This is a genomic window from Microcoleus sp. SVA1B4, from assembly GCF_036700545.1.
In the GTDB taxonomy this organism is placed as follows: Bacteria; Cyanobacteriota; Cyanobacteriia; order Cyanobacteriales; family Microcoleaceae; genus Microcoleus.
In genome coordinates this window covers 1-21993 of record NZ_JAUBPB010000043.1, presented here as the reverse complement: position 1 = coordinate 21993, position 21993 = coordinate 1, and the positions used below count along the sequence as shown (strand labels likewise).

Below are 21993 nucleotides of genomic sequence, written 5' to 3'. Positions count from 1 at the left end.
GCGTCTTTATTTTACAATGAGTGTAGGGTGCGTCAGGAACTGACGCACCCAGCAAGGGGTTATTGTGTTCATTAATTTTGGTTCAAGAATTTGCCAAGGTAAGTTGGTGCGAGTTCAGTAAATCATGGGGGCGAATAGCTGAATGGTAGCGATCGCCTTTTACCTTCAAATACTTGTCAACTATTTGCAAAACCTGTTCGGGATTGGCTGGCTTCCTCAAAAAATCGGAAGCACCTGTCAATTTCGCTCGCGTGCGGTCAATTATACTGTCTTGACTGGTCAAAAACACGATCGGAGTTTCCCGAAAAGCAGGTGTCTTTCGCAAAAAATTGCACAAAGCAAAGCCACTTGTCTTCGGCATCACCACGTCCATAAAAATTAAAGCAGGCTTTTGTTTGGCGAGGAGGCCCACTCCCTGCATGGGATCTTGAATTTTTAGGACTCGATACCCTTCCGGCAATAAAATTTGCTCTAAAAATTCGCATACTGTCGGACTGTCATCGATACAGGCAATCAAAGGGCGACCCGGCCCTGCGATCGCCGCCGCCAGGCGCCACTGTTCTATAGGCGACGGCAAGTCTGGTACTGTTCGGAAATTTACTAAACCCTGCTTGATGTAATTAACTAAAGCGCGAGTTGCCACTGTCACGCACTGCTTTTTCTTAAATGCAATATCCCAAAGAGTATTCTCGCCGTTGAATACGTTACCCAAAGCGATCAAAGAATTAGAACTAAATCGATTTTGCTGCAACTGGGCCGACGGTTTTAAAAGCGGTGCTTGTTCTGGATCTACAAGCCACAAACCCATTGCTTTCCACTTTTGCCAAATTTCTTCTGTACAACACAGAATTTTTTCTACTTCTGTTAAAGACAGCAGCAAAGAAGAGGTAATGGTAGAAAAATATTTCTGGGAGGGACGCCACTCCCGGCGCAAACCCGATTGACCGATCAGAGCAAATAACACTTCCGAAAGGCTGGTGTGGACGATCGCCCTAGCTTGTTCCAGACTCATTTCGCTGGCTGCTATCCCTCGCTGAAGCAGTTGATATTCCCACAGTTCTCCAGCATTGAGGTCTCTGAGATCCACTTGAAAGTTTCGACAGTGTTGCCCGATCGCCCTGTACCAGCGTCTCGCTCTGTGCGATCCTCCCGTGGCATACACCAAACTACCCTGAAAAAAGTAAAGTTGCCACTGTTGTTCCCCTTGCTCTAACACCAGTTTCCCCGTTGCTTGTTTCTGGCTGAGTACAGCCAGAGTATGGGACAACATTTTGTATCCGATTGCGGTAGCAGACATATCAACTCGCATCCCCTGTACTCTGTTTGTACCATTATATAGCTGCTGAGTTTTGAAAGATAACAGTAATTTTACTGAATTTGGGTTAAAAAACACCACTAATTGTGAGAATTTAACCCTCTTAGGGACTGATTCCCCCCAGGAGTTTTAGCCATGAGGATGTAACGGCTATTTGCCCTATTAACTAATCACTAAAATCGGGATTCTAACTAATAACTAATTGCCTTCGCTATCTGCAGGAGGTACTGGATCGTAACCCCCTGGATGAAAAGGATGACAGCGCAAAATCCGCTTAACTGCCATTGAGCTGCCGCGGGCCGCCCCAAATCTTTCTATTGCTTCGATCGCGTATTGCGAACAAGTGGGCTGAAATCTACAGGCGTTAGGCAGGTAAGGAGAAATTCCCATTTTGTAGCCTCGGATTAATCCGATCAGCAATATTTTCACAATTTTTACCTCAGCGATTGATTAGATTAATAGGCCAATCTCGTCCGGTACCGCTGTAAGCTAGGTGCATCGAGAGCATTCCCAGCGGTTAGAGTTCCGCCAACTTTTCCCGTACCAATTATACCTTTTTTCATTATTATTTTAGATACTTAAAGCACAATTTGAGGAGATAATATGGTACTTGTCTCTGAGTTGGCTACTTGACCGATACCTAAAAAATTACCGTCTCGATCGTACACCTGCAAGGGATAGGGATGTTCGGGTATTGGGTTGCTACTTTCCTCCTCCGATCCGATCGACGTTTCGGGAATCGGGAGGCGCTGTCCTTGAAACCAGCGTTTGGTATATTCAGGGGAAAGGACGATCGCACCTAAATGTCCCAAAACCGCCGATGGCAAAATCGGGCAAAATTTATTCTCCTGCAATTGCAGTTCTAATTCTTCAAAACTGAGACTTTGGTCGATCGAAAAACCGCTACTTTCGGTGCGAGTCAAACAAGCCAAAGTACCGCCTGTATTCAACAGTGCACCCAAATCCCGCGCGATCGCCCGAATGTAAGTACCCGCCCCGCAGGCGATCGACAAATCCAATTCAGGAAAATCCCCCGGCCGCCAATCCAAGATTTCCAGCCGAAAAACCTCGACCTTCCTAGCAGCAACTTCCACAGTTTCGCCTTTTCTAGCTAACTCATAAAGGCGTTTTCCTCCCACCTGAACCGCACTAAAACTCGGTGGAAATTGCTCGATTTTTCCTATAAATTTTGGCAGTGCCGCTTGCACTTTTTCCAAACTCAACTCTGGCACCGGTCGAGAATGGATAATTTCTCCTTCTAAATCGTCAGTAGCAGTAGTTAAGCCAAATCGAATCGTGCCTCGGTAAGCTTTATTGTGTTGGAGATATTGCAGCAGTCTGGTTGCTTTGCCCAGGGCGATCGGCAAAACGCCAGTCACAGCAGGATCGAGGGTTCCTCCGTGTCCGACTCGCTTGAGTTTCAATAGTCGGCGCACTCGCCCCACGCAGTCGTGAGATGTCATGCCCGCAGGTTTGTTGAGATTGAGAAAACCGTCAGTAGTCATTAGGAAGTTCGGCAACGGATTTTGTAACGGATGTAACGGATATAACGGATGTCAGGAAGAGGGAAGATGGAAGATGAAAAGTTTTGAGTTTGCTTTTTTTCGCATCGCGAAAGCTAACGTTACTTGCAACGCAAAAGCGGTTTTTAGTTAACAAGTTAAACATTGAAAACTTAAAACTACAAAGTACCCGCCAGCCCAATTATCAATTCTCAATTCCCCATTCCCAATTAAAGAATAAAGTCGGCCTGACTGATAGAAGTGCGGGCAACTCCGAATAAAGTAGCCAGAGTTTCCTTGGTGCTTGTAAGCTGAATAATTGTACTGGGCGAAGTTCCTGCCCCAGCGGAAATGGTGATTTCGCCAAAGGTGAGGCCGGCAGTCAAGCGAATTTGATCGATACCATCAGTAAAGTCTGTAATCACATCACCATCTGCCAAACGCCCGATCGCAAAAGTATCGTTTCCGGCGCCGCCAGTTAAAGTATCTTGGCCGCGATCGCCCGATAAACAGTCATTGCCGATGCCACCAAACAGCGAGTCATCGCCGGCACCCCCAAAAAGCGAGTCATCGCCCGCGCCTCCCAACAAAGTATCGGTGTCTTGGTTGCCAAACAGCAAATCATTGCCAACGTCGCCCTGCATTGAGTCAGAACCTTTGCCGCCGTAGAAAGTATCGTCGCCGGCGCCGCCCAAAACGCTGTCGCGGCCCGCACCGCCGAACAGCAAATCATCGCCAACGTCCCCCAGCAGTGAGTCATCGCCGTCGCCGCCGTAGAGGGAATCGTCTCCGCCTAAGCCGAAAATGCTGTCAGGGCCACCCAAACCAAATATCAAGTTAGCGCCCGCACTACCTCTGAGGGAGTCGGGGCCGCTGGTGCCGCGAGTGCCACCAGCGGCCCCTCCGGGACGGGTACCGCCGCCGGTGGGGGTTGGGGTTGTGACGGGAATTGGTACAAGTGGCACTGCTGATGGCATGATTCTGAAGATGGGTAGAAATTTGCAATTCTAACTTAACTTAAAACCGGAAGTTATAAGCTCGCCAACCGCCGAGATGAGAAATATCGATCGCATCCGCCACAGCATAAGGTTCGCACAAAAAGCCCTGCACCGTCGAGCCGTCCTCCAACACCAGCGTACCAATTCCCAGCGGCGGGGGAATTTTAGCGACAAATCCGCCGAAAGCCGCGATCGACAACTCCCAAACTTCCACCTCGATCGCGCTACCGCCCTCTATCTGACGCACCAATCCCGGCTTGCCCAGAGCAGTACCCGTCAAAGCGTACAGCTTGTAAATCGGGCTGGTACGGCAGGCGCGAACCAAAATGCCTCCGAGCTCGATTAGTTGATAATTCAGCGGCTCACCGCTCAAATGAGCGCCAACCACGGCTATTTTGACTCGTTCTTCTGAGTCAGATTTGGCTGCGATAGCGGGTTCCGGGACGGTTGGCAGCGGTAGGCCGGTTGCGCCCATAGTTCCCCCCAAGCTAGCGTGGAAAGCAGATCCCAGGCTGCAGAGCGATAGATCGTGCCACGCAGGAGCCATCAGTGTCAATCCTGCGGGCAATCCGCTGCTTTGAAACCCGCTGGGAACTGCGATCGCGCACAAATCGAGCAAGTTCGCAAAGTTCGTGTAGCGGCCGAGATTGGTGTTGAGGGCGATCGGCTCGGCTGCAACTTCTGCGACAGTATAAATCGTACCTGTTGTGGGAACCGCCAACACATCCATTGACTGCCACTGAATTTCTGCCTGTTGGCGGAGTTCTGCCAACCGGTACGACGCGCGGTAGGCAGAGACGGCATCGTAGCGTTTGCCGCCCCTGATAATTTCGTAGACGATCGGATCGATCGCATCTGGGTGCGCGTCGAGGAAATCGCCGATCGCGGCCAACCTTTCTGCTACCCAAGGCCCGCCGTAGAGGAGTTCGGCAGCATCCGCAAAGGGTTTGAAGTCAATAGGTGCGATCGTGCAGCCCAATGATTGCAAGCGCGCGATCGCCTCCCGGTAGCGGTGTTCAGCTTCTGCATTTCCGAAAAATTCGAGTTCGCCCTCTCCGGGAATTCCCACCCGCAAGCGGGATAAATCTGGCAAAACTTTCGTTTCAGGGCGGCGAGAAAACGCATCCTCAGCGTCAAAACCGCTGGCTGCTTGCAGCACGGAAGCCGCATCCGCGCAGGTGAGAGCGAACACAGAAACGCAATCGAGCGATCGCACTGCCGGTAACAGGCCGCGAGTGCCGATCGAGCCGCAACTTGGCTTCAGCCCGACAATGTTGGTAAAAGCAGCGGGAACCCGCCCTGAGCCTGCGGTATCGGTACCCAGAGCAAAACTCACCAATCCGGCGGAGACTGCTGCTGCGGAACCGGAACTCGATCCGCCAGGGATGTAGCGCGAATCGAAGGGATTGCGACAAACTCCATAGGGAGTGCGGGTTCCGACTAATCCTGTGGCAAATTGATCCATGTTTGTTTTGCCGATCGCGATCGCACCTGCCGCGCACAGGCGCTCTACGACTGCGGACGATCGCGCTGGAGTGCGAGCAAACTGCGGACATCCCGCTGTAGTGGGAACGCCCGCCCAATCGAGATTATCTTTGAGCGCAAAAGGTATTCCGTAGAGTGGCAATTTTTGCGGGTCTAGGTTTTCCAAGGCTTTGGCGCGTTCGAGGGTTTCCGCCTGCGGTGCTAAATAAATCCATACTGCCGGATCTGCATAGCGTTCGATTCGATCGTACACGCTGGCGATCGCATCTGCAGGCGCGATCGAGCCGGTGCGGTAGCGATCGAGCAGCGAATGAATGTCGAGACTGTTGCTGTAGTTAAATTTTTCCATAGTGCACGGTCAGTCGATTTTAGATTTTAGATTTTAGATTTTAGATTGAAGATTTGACTTCATATCATTTCTGGTTATATGAGGATGATTTAACCGCAGAGAACGCAGAGAACGCAGAGGGAGATCGGAGAGAGATGAATAATTCCAATGCTAACGGATTTGACTTCACAGGCTGTGTTAGGCGATCGTTATTACAAATAGGATGTTAGTTTACCGCATTGTCGATCGTACTCGCATCCAGTCTAGGACTCGAAGTATTTCTCAAGAAATCTTCAACCATGACCTTGCTGGTTTCGTCTTTTTGTGCAGATAAACTTCGCGATCGACAATCGCCCCATCTCATTGCCCGGTTTAATCTTCCAAAAATTTTAATTTTACTTCGAGAAAAACGGTTTTTTGTAACATTTTACACATTTTTGCATCAAGTTTGCTGTTAGGGTTTGAAACGTAGCAATCTAGTAAGATTGCACGCTACAGTATGCTTATCTTTAAAAAAAGTAAGTGAATTGCAGCAATCAACAGTCTAGGATAAATCCCTGAGTCCGCCAGGGAATGAATTCCCTGTCTAATAGTTAAAGTCCTCTGAAGAGGACTAATGAGTTTAAAATTTTTATTAGTCCTCTTCAGAGGACTTTAGCTTTGAGACAGGGGTTGAAACCCCTGTCGGACTAGGGGTTTAACGTGGAAAGTTGAAATCAATTGGCTTTTGGAGTGTCCCTACAAGGGCTAGGTACCTTACCTGAAAAGTGCTGTATACAGACCAAAACCGAAAAAATTTAACCGCTTCTAGGGTTCCGATTTGAATCAGTTTCTAACTCAGCTTAGAAACTTCAAGTGCTGGTCCGAGAGAAGCAGACTGGTCATCCCAATATTTTATTAATTTGAGGGAAACACTAGCCAGTTACACGGCGGGATAAAAGCCCGGGAGAAACGCGATCGGTCAGCAAGACTCGGTTCGTTAGCTCTCGGGCTTTATCCTTGTATATCAGGGGGGTTTGCGGAAGCTAAGGAAGCCAAAGAAGGTGCAAAAGCTCGATCGACATATTCACCTCTCACCAGCAACCAGAATATCCTATGAATATCCGATATTGCTCCCCAAAAATAACGCGATCGCCCTTGTCCTACTGCGCCATATTTTTCATCAGCTTGTTTTTCGCTGTCGGCTGCGTCAACCCAGCAATTTATATCAAAACCACGACTGAAAGCGAAGCAGCTTCTTCAGTAAGTGCTAACGCAGTTCGCCTCGGATTCAGCGCGTGGCCCGGCTGGTTTCCGTGGCAAATTGCCAAAGAACAAAAGATATTTGAAGCCAACAATGTTCCTGTAGACTTAAAATGGTTTGACGGCTACCTAGAATCGATCAGCACCCTCACAGCAGGACAGATAGATGCTAACAGCCAAACCCTCGGCGATACAGTAAACTCTATATCAGGCGGTGCCGACCAAGTAATTGTTTTAGTCAACGACAACTCGACGGGAAATGACAAAGTGATTGTCGCTGAAGGCATCAATTCCGTTGCGGATTTAAAAGGTAAAAAAGTTGCGGCAGAGGAAGGTACAGTCGATCACTTTCTATTGCTGTTAGGGCTGAGACAAGCAGGTTTATCAGTGCAAGATATTCAATTTGTACCGCTGGAAACCGGCAAAGCTGCGGCGGCTTTCGTCGGAGGACAAGTCGATGCGGTGGCAGTATTTGCGCCGTTTACCACCCAGGCATTAAAACGATCGAACAGCAAAGAACTGTTTAGTTCAAAAGATTTTCCGGGGGCGATTTCCGACCACTTGGTATTCACGCGAAAGTTTATTGGCGAACACCCCGATCGAGTGCAAGCCCTGGTCAATTCATGGTTTGCAACATTGGAATACATGAAATCAAATAAAGAAAAATCTTACGAGATTCTAGCCAACCGCGCCGGAGTTAGCGTTGAGGAATACAAAGAATATGAAAACGGCACTCAGATATTTACGATCGAGGAAAACTTGAAAGCCTTTCAACCGGGAAATGACATGACATCATTGCAGTTTGCGGCGGCCGAAATGACTAAATTTCTTGTAGATGTAAATTTAGCAAAAACCCAACCAGATATCAGCACATTATTTGACGATCGCTTTATCAAAGCTTATGCAGAAGGTAAAAGCTAGGAGGCAGAATTTACGATTTTGCAGACACAAAAAACTTTCAACAAAATTCTTTTTTTAAATACCAAAAAGCTACTAAAATTACTCGCTCAACCATTCTGCAATTAAATCATGCCACCAAATCCCGAACCGCGATCGATCCAATCCCACCTCAAGCAAAAAAGCCTAAATCCCACCGTTTTCTGGCGGATTGCGGAAGAGATACCACAACCCCTCAATATTGGGTTAACGGTAACATCGATCGCACTGCCGCTGCTGCTGTGGTGGCTAGTAACAACCTTCGCCAACGTAGACCCCAAATTTTTGCCTTCCCCCGGCAAAGTTTTAGAGGCATTTGGTAGGCTGTGGAACACTCGCGAACTTTTGAAAGACACAGTAGCGAGTTTGTGGCGGGTGGGAGTGGGCTTTCTGTTCGCCTTGGTTTTTTCCATACCAATTGGCGTGCTGATGGGCAGTTTTCCCAGTATTCGCGCCTTGCTGGAACCCATGTTCGGCTTGATGCGATATATGCCCGCACCAGCGTTCATTCCCCTGCTAATTCTCTACTTGGGAATCGGCGAAGAACCCAAAATAATGCTGATATTTATCGGCGTCTTTTTCTTCAATTCGCTGATGGTGATGGATACAGTCAAGTTTGTTCCCAAAGACTTGATCGAATCTACTTATATGTTGGGCGGAAATCGCTGGGAAATCCTAACTCAAGTTATTTTTCCCCACGTTTTGCCGGGAATTCTTGATGCTAGCCGCATCAACCTAGCTGCGGCTTGGCAATTGGTAATCGTCTCCGAATTGATTGCGGCAACCGAAGGCTTAGGCCGCCGGATCAGCGTCGCCGGTCGATTTCTCCGAACCGATGAAATTTTTGTGGGGCTGATTGTCATTGGGGCGATCGGACTGACTTTTGACTTGCTTTTTCAATATCTGCTGCGGGTTTCTTGTAAATGGTCAAGTCAGAAACAGTAAGCAGATGTTAAAAGGCAGAATGGTGTCATTTTTTTACTTACAATACAGAGGATAAACTCATGTTTCTACAAATCAACAACCTCCACAAAAACTTTGAAACGAAAAACGGTAAATTAGTTGTCCTCAAGGACATCAACATGAGCATCAAGCAAGGCGAATTTATCTGCGCGGTAGGCGCATCCGGTTCGGGCAAATCTACTCTTTTGAGGCAGATTGCGGGATTGGACAAGCCGACAACAGGGGAAGTGAAAATTGATGGGAAAGAAGTTGTTTCGCCTGGGCCCGATCGAGGTATGGTATTTCAGCATTACACTCTTTATCCTTGGATGAACGTGCAGGAAAATGCCGAGTTTGGCCTCAAACTTCAAGGCGTTTCCAAGAAAAAGCGACGCGAACAAGCGAGCTATTATTTGAATGTGGTAGGATTGACGCAGTTTGCTTCGTCGCTACCGAAGGAATTGTCGGGCGGGATGAAACAGCGGGTGGCGATCGCCCGCGCCCTCGCTTCTGAACCTAAAGTGTTATTAATGGATGAACCTTTCGGCGCCTTGGATATCCACACTAAAGAATCGATGCACGAATTTATGCTGGATTTGTGGCGCCGCACTCAGATTACAATCTTTATGATTACCCACGATGTCGAAGAAGCGGTGTTTCTTTCCAATCGGATTTATGCTTTGGGTGCTCGTCCCGGTACAGTGAGAAAGGAAATGTCGATTAATTTGCCCGATCGCACTCCCAGCATTAAACGCCACGCCAAATTCCACGATTACCGCGACGAACTCATGGATTTGATGCGGAAACACGGACAGGAAGCAGTTGCAATGGCTGCTTAAATAGAAATAGGTTTGTAGTTGCACTTTTACTCTTTGTGGAACAGGCATCTTGCCTGTTCGGGCGGGCTAGAAGCCCAACCCCTACTCCCCACAAAAAAATTCAATTTTATTGTGGAACAGGCATCTTGCCTGTTCGGGCGGGCAGGATGCCCACCCCACAAAGACTAAATTTTCTTGTGGAACAGGCATCTTGCCTGTTATTGAGAATGGTGCAAAATATCAGTGTAGATAAATATTACTTTGGGAGAGGGTGAGTTTTGCCACTACAAAATACTATTGTTTTGTTTCCCTCACCCCCCCCAAATACATCAAGAGGAACTTATGGTGCAACTATCATCGATCGACACAAACTCACAAATTGATTCTGACCTCGTATTAATGCAAGAAACCGTACCGGGCGGCGCGTACTGGTCGGGAGTCATCAAGCGGGGAAACACCCTGCGAATCACCGATTTAGAAGGCTCTCGCGGCGTTTCCATGCTGTGCTACAACGCCGACAATGCGATCGAACGTTTCAACGCAGCAGACACCGCCAAAATTCAATTCAACGCCTTTCTCAAACAAGGCATGGTGCTTTACACAGACATGGGGCGCATCCTATTTTCTATCACCCAAGACACCTCCGGCTGTCACGATTTGCTAGGAGGATGCAGCAACGCCATTAGCAATGCCAAAAAATACGGCGAAGGAGACTGGAAAAACTCCCGCGACAACTTCCTCAAAGCCCTAACTCGGTGGGGATTGAGCAAAAAAGATATCATGCCCAACCTCAACTTATTTACTCGCATTGTCGTCAAACCAGACGGCACAATGGAGTTTCGCGAAGGCTGCGAGAAACCGGGTAGTTTTATCGATTTGCGAGCCGAAATGAACGTATTGACAATTATCTCTAACTGTCCCCACATCCTGCATCCGGGTTCAATTTACGATCCAAAACCCATCCAAATTCAGATTGTGAAATCCCCCGCACCCGCACCAGACGACTTGTGCCGCACCGCCAACCCGGAAGCAGTGCGCGGCTTCATCAACACCGATGCTTTGTTCGTACAATAGACTCGATTCCAGCACTCAATCTTGTCCGCACCAATTGGCGGTAAAAAATTCTGCTATTCCATCACAAAAAGTGAACCATGACTGCAACTACCCAACAACTTCTCGATCCAAAAAATGCAATTTATAACGAAGTTTTACCCGCCAGACATCCCTGGTCTCGTGTCATCAAAAAAGGACAGATTCTTCGGATTGTAGATTTAGGCGGAAATCAAGCAGTAGATTTTTTAGTTTACAATGCCGATGACCCTTCCGAACGCTACAGCGCCCCCGATACGATCGTCAATCAAGGCAACATCTTTGTCACTACAAACAGCCAACTCATTTCCAACGAAGGGCGAGCCATGATGACCATAATTGCTGACTCCTGCGGGCGGCACGATACCTCCGGCGGCGCCTGTAGCTGCGAGAGCAATTCGGTGCGGTTTGGACTAGATAAAAAATACCAGCACGCCTGTGTTGAAAATTTCCTCGCCGCAATTCTTCCCTACGGTTTGGGTAAGCGAGATTTAGTCAGCAATATCAACTTCTTTATGAATGTTCCGGTTAGCGAAGATGGCACGCTTGAAATTGTTGACGGCATCTCTGATCCGGGAAGTACAGTTGATTTGCGAGCTGAAATGAACGCGCTGGTTGCTATTTCTAACTGCCCGCAAATGAACAATCCTTGCAATGCTTACAATCCTACGCCGATTCAGTTGATTGTTTGGGATGCGGTGTAGGTTGTAGCTGCATACCCGCCAGAAACCGCCAGGGGTTTAAACCCCTGGCTAATAGCTAAAGTCCTCTAAAGAGGACTGAAGAATCGATTGCCCATTAGCAATTATCAATTATCAATTAGCACTTATCAATTCCCAATTCTCTAAATGTTTAACAAAGTTTTGATTGCAAATCGCGGTGAAATTGCCTGCCGAATTATCCGCACCCTCGATCGCCTCGGAATTGCTTCGGTAGCAGTATATTCTGAAGCCGACGCCCATGCCAAGCACGTTTTCGCCGCCAGCGAAGCCGTTTGTATCGGTGCAGCCGCCGCAGCCGAGAGTTATTTGCGGTTCGATCGCATTCTCGAAGTTGCGCGCCAAACTAAAGCTCAAGCTATCCATCCGGGTTACGGCTTTTTAAGCGAAAATGCTGAATTTGCCGAAGCTTGTGCAAGCGAAAATATTGCATTTATCGGCCCGACTCCGAGTCAGTTGCGCTGCTTTGGATTGAAGCACACCGCGCGGGAAATAGCTGCTGCAAATCAAGTGCCGCTAACTCCCGGAAGCGAACTTTTAGCCAGTTTGGAGGATGCCCAAAAAGCGGCTGGGGCGATCGGCTATCCGGTGATGCTCAAAAGTACCGCAGGCGGCGGCGGCATTGGTTTGCAGGCTTGTTTTGGCGATCGAGATTTGGCAGAAGCCTTTGAAAAAGTACAGCGTTTGAGTCAAAGCAATTTTAAACAAAGCGGCGTTTTTTTAGAGAAATACATTCAAACAGCCAGGCACATAGAAGTCCAAATTTTTGGAGATGGCAAAGGAAATGTCATAGCCTTGGGCGAGCGAGATTGTTCGGTGCAGCGGCGCAATCAAAAAGTAATTGAAGAAACCCCCGCCCCTGCTATTAGCGACGAACAGCGAAATCAGTTGTACAGTGCAGCCGTGCGGTTGGGAAAAGCGGTAAATTACCAGTCAGCCGGTACTGTTGAATTTGTCTTTGATGTCGATGCGAAACAGTTTTATTTTTTGGAAGTCAACACGCGCCTGCAAGTTGAACATGGCGTTACTGAAGCTGTCAACAACATCGACCTCGTTGAGTGGATGGTAAAACAGGCTTCTGGAGATTTGTTCCCCCTGGAAGAGTACCGCTATCAACCGCAGGGACACTCAATTGAGGTGCGAATTTATGCGGAAGATGCCGGCAAGAATTTTCAGCCGAGTTCCGGGTTGCTGAATCAAGTTGCGTTTCCCGAAAACGTCCGCTGCGACAGTTGGATAGAAACCGGCACTGAGGTAACTCCTTTTTACGATCCGCTGCTAGCCAAAGTAATCGTTTGCGCGGATAATCGAACCCAGGCGATCGCTCAACTAAAAGCTGCTTTAGATGCCAGTGAAATAGCGGGAATTGAAACTAATTTAGATTACCTGCGCCAGATTTTGGACGATGCCCGATTCAGCCGGGGCGAACTGAGCACGCGCTTTTTAAACTCTTTTGAATACGCACCTTTAACGATCGATGTATTGGATGGGGGAACCTACAGCAGCATTCAAGATTATCCGGGGCGGATTGGCTATTGGGATGTTGGCGTGCCGCCTTCTGGGCCGATGGATCATCTGGCATTTCGATCGGCAAATCGTTTAGTAGGAAATCCCGAATCGACAGCAGGATTGGAATTCACAGCGACAGGCCCAACTCTGCGCTTTAATGCCGATACAGTTATTAGTTTAACTGGTGCAACTATGAAGGGAACGCTAAACGGCGAATCGGTGCCGTTTTGGACAGCAATTCCCGTAAAAGCTGGCAGCATTCTCAAGTTAAAAGCCATTCAAGGCGGCGGCTACCGCACTTATTTAGCAGTAAAACACGGCTTTAATGTCCCCGATTATTTGGGCAGCAAATCAACTTTTGTACTGGGCAAATTTGGCGGACACGCGGGCCGCACGCTGCGTCCGGGAGATGTATTGAAACTCAACCAAACTGCAACTCTGGAAGCGGAAATATCTTTGCCTCCAGAACTAATTCCCACCTACAGCAATAATTGGGAAATCGGCGTTTTGTACGGCCCTCACGGCGCGCCGGATTTCTTTACTGAGTCAGACATCGAAATGTTTTTCTCTACAGAATGGCAGGTGCATTACAACTCGACGCGGACGGGCATTCGGCTGATCGGCCCGAAGCCGACTTGGGCGCGTCAAGACGGCGGGGAAGCGGGTTTGCACCCGTCTAACATTCACGATAATGCTTACGCGATCGGCACGATCGATTTTACGGGCGATATGCCTGTAATTCTCGGTCTTGACGGCCCGAGTTTGGGAGGTTTTGTCTGTCCTGCTACTATTGTGCAGTCGGAATTGTGGAAAATCGGGCAACTGAAACCGGGGGACAGCATTCGCTTTCACTGTTTGAGTTTTGCTGAAGCTTTGCAGCGGGAAGTAGCACAAGATAGGCAAATTGCTACTTTTTGCTTGCCTGTTTTTGGGGAAAATGCGGAGGAATTGCCCGCAGTTCCCGCCTCTCCAATTTTGCACGAAATTCCCGAATCTCCGGGACAGGTTGCTGTTACTTACCGTCAAGCTGGGGATAAATATATCTTAGTTGAATACGGCCCGTTGGTGCTGGATTTAAATTTGCGTTTTCGGGCGCACGCATTGATGGAACAGTTGAAAGCAAATCCGTTGCCTGGTGTTATCGAATTAGTGCCGGGAATGCGATCGCTCCAAATTCACTTTGAGGGCCGCCAGATTTCGCAACAGCAGCTAATGCAGGCGCTGATTGCGGCGGAGGCGGAACTTCCGGCGATCGAGGATTTGGAAGTGCCGGCGCGAATTGTACACTTGCCTTTATCTTGGGAAGATGAATCGACGCTGTTGGCAATTGAAAAATATATGCAGTCTGTGCGATCGGATGCACCTTGGTGTCCCAGCAATATTGAGTTTATTCGCCGCATAAACGGGCTTGACAGCATCGAACAAGTCAGAGAAATTGTATTTAATGCTAGCTATTTAGTGATGGGTTTGGGAGACGTTTATTTAGGCGCGCCCGTCGCAACTCCCCTCGATCCGCGCCACCGTTTGGTTACTACTAAATACAATCCCGCCCGCACTTGGACTCCTGAAAATGCAGTTGGCATTGGCGGCGCGTATTTGTGCGTTTACGGGATGGAAGGGCCGGGAGGTTATCAATTTGTCGGCCGCACGGTACAAATGTGGAATCGGTTCAAACAAACGGCGGATTTCCAGTCTGGTAAACCTTGGCTTTTGCGCTTTTTTGACCAAATCCGATTTTATCCGGTTTCTCATGAGGAATTGCACCGCTGTCGGGAAGAATTTATCGAAGGGAAGTTTCAATTAAAGGTTGAGGAAATCACTTTTAATTTGAGAGAATACAATGAGTTTTTGCATTCTATTGCGGGCAGTGCTGCTGAGTTTAAAGCGCAGCAGCAGGCGGCATTTAATGCAGAGCGCGATCGCTGGGCCGCATCCGGGGAATTTGAAGCTGAATCAGCAGCAGAATCTTCGGCGGATATGGCTTCGGAAACGGCGGCGGAGGTTACTTTGCCGATCGACTGTGAGGCTGTTGTCGCTCACGTTTCGGCTAATGTTTGGCAGGTGCTGGTTAATGTGGGAGATGTGGTTGCTGAGGGCGATCGTCTGTTAATTTTGGAAGCGATGAAAATGGAAATTGCTATTACTGCTGATGTTGCGGGCACTGTTGCCGAGTTGTTTTGTGAAAAGGGGCAAACGGTGACAGCCGGACAAATTCTAGCGGCTATTCAACCGAATTAATCTCTCTGGTGTCAGGAGTGAACACTTACGCGCTTATGCGGGAAACACTTCTGTAATGAGGCACACTACTATCGTCTTTTAAATGCCGAACAGCTTATCGCCCATGAGTCCTGGCGCAAGACAAAGGATATACTTAGGAATGAGAATTAAATAACTTCCACTCTTGAAAGTGGGATGGGCTCTTATAGCCCGTCCAAAAATGACGGGCTATAAGAGCCCATCCCACAATAACAATTAAAATTGTAAGTTATTTAATTCGCGCTCCTTACCTACAACTCGTGGGATCAAGATTTCAAAATAAGATTGAATCAAGCTTTGGTGACTTGGTCGATCCTTGTGGGTTATGCCGCAGGTTTGTTGCTCAAATACTTACCAGATAAAGCAAAACAGTGGTGGTATTTTCTGGATGAGTCCTCGATGTCTCCGGATAATAATTTAGCAGAACTTTCTCTATGGCTAGCTGTAACTAAACGGAAAGTTTTTGGCGGCTCTCGTTCGATGAAACGATTTGAGGAAACTGCTAATCTCCGCTCGTGTGATTCAAACCTGTCGTTTTCAAGCTCGTTGAGTAATGGCTTTTTTCCGTGAGGCTATTTCTGCACATTCTTGTGCCTTGCCTATGCCGCTCGTTTATTCCCATTTTTCAGACCTGAATCCTTACACTGCAATAATAGCTTCAATTAAATTCATGGAGCTATGCACAGAGTTTGGATAGAACGGGCGATCGTCCCCTAGCCTCGCGCCGGTTCTATTATATAATCATCCGGTCAGAATAAATCCGCCCGGTCTGGCTTCTAGCCGTGGGGAGTGTCAATTTGCGACTCAAGCCCAAGCGCAGCGAGTGTTAGAGGCATATCCGGGCGATCGGTTTAAGCTCGATCGACATCGAGACTCGATCGCTTGCGAAACCCTGGGTTAGATTTTATCTGCCAACAGCCTCGGTTATTGATGAAGGCTTTTTTCGGTGATTGTACGAATAGAAGAACGCAAATCGATCGGCTAAAATTGTCTAATTGTTGAGCTTGCGGTGCGGGTGCAGCTATGACTTACAGCTTGAGAATTGTCGATTTGCCAACGAGTGAACGGCCACGGGAACGGCTGATGGCCGGGGGCCCGAAAAGTTTGGCGACTGCAGAATTGATTGCGATTCTTTTGGGTACTGGTCAAGGACAAGGCAAACTTTCCGCCGTAGGGCTCGGACAGTATATTTTAAATCAGTTGAGTTTGCATTCCCGCGATCCTCTGGCTGTGCTACGCAGTATTAGCGTTCAGGAGTTGACGCAGATTCACGGGATTGGCCCGGCTAAGGCAACTTCGATTTTGGCCGCAGTGGAGTTGGGGAAGCGGGTATTTCAGTCGCGGCCGCCGGAAATGGCTGTGGTTGACTCTCCTCAAGCGGCGGCTGATGCCCTGAGTCAGGATTTGATGTGGCAGTCTCAGGAACGTTTTGCTGTGGTGTTGCTGGATGTGAAAAATCGGCTGCTGGGTACTCAGGTAATTACGATCGGCACAGCAACGGAAACTTTGGCTCACCCACGGGATATTTTTCGCGAGGTGATCCGCCAAGGGGCGACGCGGGCGATCATCTCGCACAATCACCCATCGGGGATTGTGGAACCCAGCCCGGAGGATATTGCTTTGACGCGACAGTTGCTGGCGGGAGCGCAGTTTTTGTCGATTCCGCTACTGGATCACTTGATTTTGGGGAATGGCGATTTTCGGAGCTTGCGGCAGACGACGACGCTTTGGGACGAGTATCCCCAGGGTGATTGAACTCTTCTACTTAACTAATTTCATTACTATCATTAGTTATTTGTATCTTTGGGCTCTCGAACGGCTGAATCAGCCCTGACAGCAGGCAAATTTTCCGGCTGGAGTCCCCCGCGAGAGCCTGTTTTGAGTGAATGTTGCTGCTGATACTTCGTTTCGAGCACAACTCGGTTAATCTAGTATAGGTAGGCTGAAGAGGTCGCTAATCCGATTTTTTTTGAGCATACTAAACGTATACTGAACCAGCACCTAAATACCCATTTATTAAGAAATTATTAAATGGGCTGTAAAATACACGGTGTGGTGATAGGAGGAGAACTGTGTTTCTGAGACTTGCAGAACAACACCGTAAATTCGTTCAAGATTTGGTAATGAACCTCCAAGCTTTAGCGATCGTGCTAGAGCATCGGGGTTATCTGGCATCCTGCTACACTTGCGGGGGTCAGATGAACAGTGCCTCATTTATGGTCAGTTTGACGGACAACCATCTGATTCGATTTTTAGTGTCAGATTACGGTATCACTTGGACTGAGATGCGGGACGACCGCGAACTCATGAAACTAGAAGGTGCAGAAGCGATTAATCAGTTACAAGAACTGGCAAATCTCGTAAAGTATCAAATCCAACCTTCGGAAGCTACTTTAGCGACGGCCCAGTGAGTGTAGCGATTGCACGGTTCCGAGGAAGGCGACGCAAGAAAGTGGCTGCTTGTCTGCTAAAACCGAATCCCCAGCGAGTTAGTTGAGAGGGTTCATTTATGTGTACAGCGATGGCTGCTCAACAGCCAAGAGTGCTATCAGGGTGCCTTGAGACTGTTTAGCGATCAGTCGATCGAAGCGATCCTGGGCAGACGGCATACTTTATTCCCGAAGTCTCAAACTTGGAACCTCTAGTTTTTTTTTCAGTAGTTGATTCTCCCTTGAGAGCGATTAGCAAAATGTAGAAGTGTGACTGCTCTTTGGCTGCGATGTTAATTTCTCCCTTTGGCATTCACAAGTCAAGGAATTGAAATTAACTTTGAGCAGGCAGGTATAATTTAACATCCAGAGTGAGGATGAGGCTGTGAAGATTGGGCAAAAGGCAGCCCACGGGGTGTGATGTGCGGGCGAATGGCGTTTATTTTTGCTCTTAGATTTAGCCGATCGGGCTAATAATTAACTTGAAGCAGCATCACTGCTGTAAAACATCTCACAGCCGGCCCAAGCCGGCTAAGTTTTGCCTATATCCAGGCTTTTGACCAATGTTTGGCTGTTAGGTTAAACGGCTCTTTGAAGTGCACGATCGCACTTGCTACACTAATATTTTATAATATTTTAATGATTAGTCCGAAAATATTTATCGCCAAGTTTGGAGTCAGTATCAAATGGTAAATTTAAGCGAACTACTAGAACCCATCGCCAGTCAATTTCGCAGTCTAGGAATTCCCGAACCAATTACCCATTGGGGACACCCTGTAATGATGGGGATCGTGGTAGTGGCGATGGGCAGTTTTGTCGGGTATACGGGATGGCAGGGACGTTTGGCAACCGATAAAGATGTCGCACTCAAAAGTCGATCGGATCACCGCAAGCTTGCACCGTGGATGTTTCTGTTTCTAGCTTTGGGCTATACAGGCGGCTTGCTGTCGCTGGTGATGCAGCACCAGCCAGTCATGGAAAGTCCGCATTTTTGGACTGGTTCGGCAGTGCTGGTTTTGCTGGCTGTTGGCAGCTTGATTTCGCTAACGGGTTTTGGGGGCAATAAGCTGGCACTGCGCGCGGTTCACGCTTATTTAGGCACGACGGCCCTTGCACTTATGGTGCTGCACGCGGCTTTCGGTTTAAAATTGGGGCTGTCTATTTAGAAAAGGAAGAGGAAGGGGAAGGGGAAGGGAAAGAATATAAGGAAAGAATTTTTGCCATAACTTACGCACGGGTAGCCAGAAACCGGGTTTTTTACCCAAGTTCACGGCGTTTAGCCCTTTACTCCGCCTGAAAAACCCGGTTTCTTTGGTAAGGAGTGCATAGGTTGCCCTGAAATATTCCCCCTCTAAATTGCTAATTAATGAATCAAGCAACGGGTGTCATCTTCTGTCTTGCCTACATTTTGGGATTGATTTCTACAGCGGTTTCTTGGGGTAGATACGGGATACTTGCTTTGGGAATAACGGTAGCGATCGCCCTGCCGAAATTGTTGCGGAAATATACTAAAAATTCTGTCAAAGTTACTAAGAAAAGACGCAGCCGACAAAAAGAAAATGCTCTTGAAGCACCCTTAGATGCGAGGGAAGAGTTGAGTTTGTTGGAGATGCTGCCGCGATCGAAATGGGTGTGGGCGGTTGCTGGTTTGCTGGCATTTCTAGCTAGCGTTTATTTTGCAGTTCGATCGCCCCAACCGGCCATAGATGACATCAGCAAACTGATTCCGGCGGTTGGAAACACTCAAGAAGTGGCAGTGACAGTTCGCGGTAGAGTTGTCAGTACGCCTCGATTGACTCGATCGGGTCGATCGCAATTTTGGCTAGAAACAGATTTAGTTAGCGAAATCAACGGCGGCGAGGGAGGAGCAGTTGTAAACCGCCCAGTATCCGGCAAACTCTACGTTACAGTTCCCCTGCTGCAAGCAACGGGTTTGTACGCCGACAATACGATCGCAGTTGTGGGTTCCTTGTACAAACCGCAGCCGCCGTCGAATCCGGGGGCTTTTAATTTTCAAGCATATTTAGCCAGAGAAGGAGCTTTTGTAGGGCTCAAAGGGCGTCAAATTGACTGGAAGAGAGAAAAGGCGATCGCGGATGTAAATCGAGTTAACAGCCAAACGGCTGCTTTCTTGGAACCAAGCGGGATGCAGCCATCGAAAATTCAAGCGATGCGGCAGCGGATCGTGCGATCGCAACTATCACAGTTAAATGTTCCCGAAGGGCCGCTAATCAGTGCGATCGCCCTCGGCAAACAAGCAGTAGATTTACCTTACAACATCCGTGACTATTTTGTGCAGGCTGGATTGGCCCACGCGATCGCAGCTTCCGGCACTCAAGTTTCGATGGTTTTGGCTTTAGTTCTAGCTTTAACCAGGCGTTTTTCCAAACAATTGCAATTTAGCTTTGGCGTCGGTGCTTTATTTTTGCTCGTGGGATTAACTGGCTTTGAAGCTTCAGTATGCCGCGCTGCTTTGATGGGATTTGGGACACTATTTGCTTTGGTGCTCAACCGCGCAGTTAAGCCGCTGGGATTGCTGTTAATTGCTGCTACTATTTTACTGCTGGTTAACCCTTTGTGGATTTGGGATTTAGGTTTTCAACTAAGTTTTTTGGCAACTTTGGGGTTAATCGTGACAACGCCACCACTGATGGCAAAGTTGGACTGGATGCCGCCTGCGATCGCTTCGATTGTTGTGGTTCCAATCGCCGCTTCAGTTTGGGTGCTGCCGCTGCTACTTTACGTTTTTAGCGTCGTATCACCTTACAGCATTTTAGTTAATATTATTGCCGCTCCTTTGCTGTGGATTTTGAGTATTGGGGGGATGGTTAGCGCTTTAGCTGGATTGATTTTTCCGCCCGCTGGCAGTGTTTTAGCACAACTGCTGGACTATCCGGCAAAGGGGTTAATTGCGATCGCCCAATATTTCTCGCAATTACCCGGTAATTCTGTAGCTGTCGGTCAAGTATCGGTGTTTCAGCTAATCGCGCTTTACAGTTTAATTTGCTGGGTTTGGATCGGGGGAAGAAGGAAGAAGGAAGAAGGAAGTTCGGCAACGGATTCTGTAACGGATGTAACGGATGTAACGGATAGAAGGAGGAAGGAAGAAAAAAGACGGAAGCCGGAAGCAGTCCGAGGGAAAAACCAGGAAAAGGGGAAAGGGAAGAAGGGGAAAAGTAGAGTTATTTCGCTACCGATTTTTTCATCGGCTTGGATTTTACCGCTGGCGCTGGTGGGGGGAATAAGTATCATAGTTTTGCCAGCTTGGCACGTTCAAGCATCTTTATTTCAAGTTACTTTGCTGGCGACATCTGGCGAACCTGTTTTAGTAATTCAAGATAGGGGAAAAGTGGCGCTAATTAATAGCGGTGATGAAAATACCGTAAGGTTTACAGTGTTGCCTTTTTTGCAGCAGCAAGGAGTTAATTCTGTGAATTTTGCGATCGCCACTCACGGTCATTTAGGATTGAGCAGTGGTTGGGGAAAATTACTAGCACGCTTGCCAATAAAAACCTTTTATGATAATAACGCTCCCAAACAAATTTACCGTAGCAACAATCAGGAATTTATGACGGCTGTGCAATCTCGCCAAGGCGTTTACTTTCCTTTAGAAACTAACAGTACAGTTGATATGGGTGCGACGCGGTTGCAGTTGGTGAATGCGGAGATTCCGGTGGTAGAATTCCTGGTGGGAAATCGAACTTGGTTGCTCGTCGGTGAAATGACACCGGAAGCGCAAAAAAAATTGGCAGCAACGGGAACCTTGAAGCCGGCTCAAGTGCTGTGGTGGTCAGGAAAAGCCCTGACGGCTGAGTTGTTAAGCGCAGTTGGGCCACAAGTGGCGATCGCCTCTGCTGACGAAATCGACCCAGAAACCGCAGCCCAACTGCGCCAAAGCAAAACCCAGATTTTCTGGACAGGGCGCGACGGAGCCCTCCAGTGGACTCCAACAGGGGGATTTAAGACCACTTTGGAATCTGAAGAAAATCAAACTTCTTTTTTATAAAGATTTACAATCTGGCACACTGTGCGGTAAAATACTTTTAGCTCACATCTCAAATCAATTGGAGAGGTGGCAGAGCGGTTGAATGCGGTAGACTCGAAATCTACTTTGGAGGCAACTTCAACGTGGGTTCAAATCCCACCCTCTCCGTACATCTCTTACTACACAAGGCTTTGAGGTTATCACCTTCTTTAGCCATCCGTGCAGTTTATCGGCAGTGGTATATAAAGTGGTATATAAAAACTGTATATAAACCGCTTTTATATACCACTTTTTGCTTTCACTCCACACCGCATCAGGGCGATCGGTCAAGACAAAAGTATTTCTAAAATTGCCTCGAAATCTATTTTAACTACCAGCCGGGAAGTCCCGGGCGTATATTCAGAGGGGATGAATCTGAGCGCTAAGCGAAGTACCCCGAA

Annotated in this window: 16 protein-coding genes, 1 tRNA gene, 1 pseudogene and 1 riboswitch; of the genes and pseudogenes, 12 read left to right on the top strand and 6 right to left on the bottom strand. The window is 48.1% G+C overall.

The genetic code is table 11. The annotated features are described in order from the left end of the window. Positions 1-82 precede the first annotated feature (82 nt). The 6 genes from QT987_RS19125 to QT987_RS19100 all read right to left on the bottom strand — a co-directional run bounded on the left by QT987_RS19125 (position 83) and on the right by QT987_RS19100 (position 5992). Complete coding sequence (locus tag QT987_RS19125; protein ID WP_333055110.1) at positions 83-1297, bottom strand: response regulator; 1215 nt, start codon at positions 1295-1297, stop codon at positions 83-85. Positions 1298-1513: 216 nt separating this feature from the next. After that, entirely contained in the window at positions 1514-1744 is a 231-nt protein-coding gene (yidD, locus tag QT987_RS19120) for a membrane protein insertion efficiency factor YidD (RefSeq protein WP_333242926.1), read from the bottom strand. A gap of 149 nt (positions 1745-1893) precedes the next feature. After that, positions 1894-2820, bottom strand: a complete 927-nt coding sequence (gene truB / locus QT987_RS19115; protein ID WP_333242924.1) for a tRNA pseudouridine(55) synthase TruB — start codon at positions 2818-2820, stop codon at positions 1894-1896. 227 nt (positions 2821-3047) lie between these two features. Then, the gene (locus QT987_RS19110; protein ID WP_333242921.1) at positions 3048-3794 is read right to left on the bottom strand and encodes a calcium-binding protein; all 747 of its coding nucleotides are present in this window, start codon (positions 3792-3794) and stop codon (positions 3048-3050) included. 40 nt (positions 3795-3834) lie between these two features. After that, positions 3835-5649, bottom strand: coding sequence for an allophanate hydrolase (atzF, locus tag QT987_RS19105; RefSeq protein ID WP_333242918.1), 1815 nt, complete (start codon positions 5647-5649; stop codon positions 3835-3837). A 205-nt stretch (positions 5650-5854) separates the two neighbouring features. Further along, entirely contained in the window at positions 5855-5992 is a 138-nt protein-coding gene (locus QT987_RS19100) for a hypothetical protein (protein ID WP_333055115.1), read from the bottom strand. A 432-nt stretch (positions 5993-6424) separates the two neighbouring features. Next, positions 6425-6579, top strand: a riboswitch (guanidine-I (ykkC/yxkD leader). A gap of 144 nt (positions 6580-6723) precedes the next feature. On the opposite strand from QT987_RS19100, the gene QT987_RS19095 reads away from it, so the two are divergent. The 12 genes and pseudogenes from QT987_RS19095 to QT987_RS19040 all read left to right on the top strand — a co-directional run bounded on the left by QT987_RS19095 (position 6724) and on the right by QT987_RS19040 (position 21721). Continuing rightward, positions 6724-7791 carry an ABC transporter substrate-binding protein gene (locus tag QT987_RS19095; protein ID WP_333242915.1) on the top strand — a complete coding sequence of 356 codons (1068 nt, stop codon included), beginning with the start codon at positions 6724-6726 and terminating at the stop codon, positions 7789-7791. Between the two features lie 108 nt (positions 7792-7899). Beyond that, positions 7900-8751, top strand: coding sequence for an ABC transporter permease (locus QT987_RS19090; RefSeq protein ID WP_172186088.1), 852 nt, complete (start codon positions 7900-7902; stop codon positions 8749-8751). A gap of 59 nt (positions 8752-8810) precedes the next feature. Next, positions 8811-9587, top strand: a complete 777-nt coding sequence (locus QT987_RS19085; protein WP_333242912.1) for an ABC transporter ATP-binding protein — start codon at positions 8811-8813, stop codon at positions 9585-9587. 321 nt (positions 9588-9908) lie between these two features. Then, positions 9909-10640 (top strand): urea amidolyase associated protein UAAP1, encoded by a 732-nt coding sequence (locus QT987_RS19080; RefSeq protein WP_333242909.1) that lies wholly within the window; start codon positions 9909-9911, stop codon positions 10638-10640. A gap of 77 nt (positions 10641-10717) precedes the next feature. Beyond that, entirely contained in the window at positions 10718-11359 is a 642-nt protein-coding gene (locus QT987_RS19075; protein WP_333242906.1) for an urea amidolyase associated protein UAAP2, read from the top strand. Between the two features lie 144 nt (positions 11360-11503). Further along, positions 11504-15121, top strand: coding sequence for an urea carboxylase (uca, locus tag QT987_RS19070; RefSeq protein ID WP_333242902.1), 3618 nt, complete (start codon positions 11504-11506; stop codon positions 15119-15121). Positions 15122-15460: 339 nt separating this feature from the next. Further along, a pseudogene (locus tag QT987_RS19065) lies at positions 15461-15686 on the top strand (IS66 family transposase); the annotation flags it as partial. A gap of 476 nt (positions 15687-16162) precedes the next feature. Beyond that, positions 16163-16894 (top strand): RadC family protein, encoded by a 732-nt coding sequence (radC, locus tag QT987_RS19060; protein ID WP_172193060.1) that lies wholly within the window; start codon positions 16163-16165, stop codon positions 16892-16894. A 317-nt stretch (positions 16895-17211) separates the two neighbouring features. Then, positions 17212-17550 carry a DUF1815 family protein gene (locus QT987_RS19055; protein ID WP_015176985.1) on the top strand — a complete coding sequence of 113 codons (339 nt, stop codon included), beginning with the start codon at positions 17212-17214 and terminating at the stop codon, positions 17548-17550. A 704-nt stretch (positions 17551-18254) separates the two neighbouring features. Next, entirely contained in the window at positions 18255-18734 is a 480-nt protein-coding gene (locus tag QT987_RS19050) for a DUF4079 domain-containing protein (RefSeq protein WP_015176986.1), read from the top strand. 200 nt (positions 18735-18934) lie between these two features. Continuing rightward, on the top strand, positions 18935-21574 hold the full coding sequence (locus QT987_RS19045; RefSeq protein ID WP_333242897.1) for a ComEC/Rec2 family competence protein: 2640 nt from the start codon (positions 18935-18937) through the stop codon (positions 21572-21574). A 60-nt stretch (positions 21575-21634) separates the two neighbouring features. Further along, a tRNA-Ser gene (locus QT987_RS19040) sits at positions 21635-21721 on the top strand. The last annotated feature ends 272 nt before the right edge of the window (positions 21722-21993 follow it).

What these genes read in the sequence shown, in the direction of transcription:
- QT987_RS19085 (WP_333242912.1), top strand. Translation starts at nt 8,811, where the DNA reads ATGTTTCTACAAATCAACAACCTCCACAAAAACTTTGAAACGAAAAAC.
- QT987_RS19045 (WP_333242897.1), top strand. Translation starts at nt 18,935, where the DNA reads ATGAATCAAGCAACGGGTGTCATCTTCTGTCTTGCCTACATTTTGGGA.
- QT987_RS19100 (WP_333055115.1), bottom strand. Translation starts at nt 5,992, where the DNA reads ATGAGATGGGGCGATTGTCGATCGCGAAGTTTATCTGCACAAAAAGAC.
- QT987_RS19075 (WP_333242906.1), top strand. Translation starts at nt 10,718, where the DNA reads ATGACTGCAACTACCCAACAACTTCTCGATCCAAAAAATGCAATTTAT.
- atzF (WP_333242918.1), bottom strand. Translation starts at nt 5,649, where the DNA reads ATGGAAAAATTTAACTACAGCAACAGTCTCGACATTCATTCGCTGCTC.
- QT987_RS19050 (WP_015176986.1), top strand. Translation starts at nt 18,255, where the DNA reads ATGGTAAATTTAAGCGAACTACTAGAACCCATCGCCAGTCAATTTCGC.
- QT987_RS19095 (WP_333242915.1), top strand. Translation starts at nt 6,724, where the DNA reads ATGAATATCCGATATTGCTCCCCAAAAATAACGCGATCGCCCTTGTCC.
- radC (WP_172193060.1), top strand. Translation starts at nt 16,163, where the DNA reads ATGACTTACAGCTTGAGAATTGTCGATTTGCCAACGAGTGAACGGCCA.
- QT987_RS19080 (WP_333242909.1), top strand. Translation starts at nt 9,909, where the DNA reads ATGGTGCAACTATCATCGATCGACACAAACTCACAAATTGATTCTGAC.
- QT987_RS19125 (WP_333055110.1), bottom strand. Translation starts at nt 1,297, where the DNA reads ATGTCTGCTACCGCAATCGGATACAAAATGTTGTCCCATACTCTGGCT.
- QT987_RS19090 (WP_172186088.1), top strand. Translation starts at nt 7,900, where the DNA reads ATGCCACCAAATCCCGAACCGCGATCGATCCAATCCCACCTCAAGCAA.
- truB (WP_333242924.1), bottom strand. Translation starts at nt 2,820, where the DNA reads ATGACTACTGACGGTTTTCTCAATCTCAACAAACCTGCGGGCATGACA.
- uca (WP_333242902.1), top strand. Translation starts at nt 11,504, where the DNA reads ATGTTTAACAAAGTTTTGATTGCAAATCGCGGTGAAATTGCCTGCCGA.
- QT987_RS19110 (WP_333242921.1), bottom strand. Translation starts at nt 3,794, where the DNA reads ATGCCATCAGCAGTGCCACTTGTACCAATTCCCGTCACAACCCCAACC.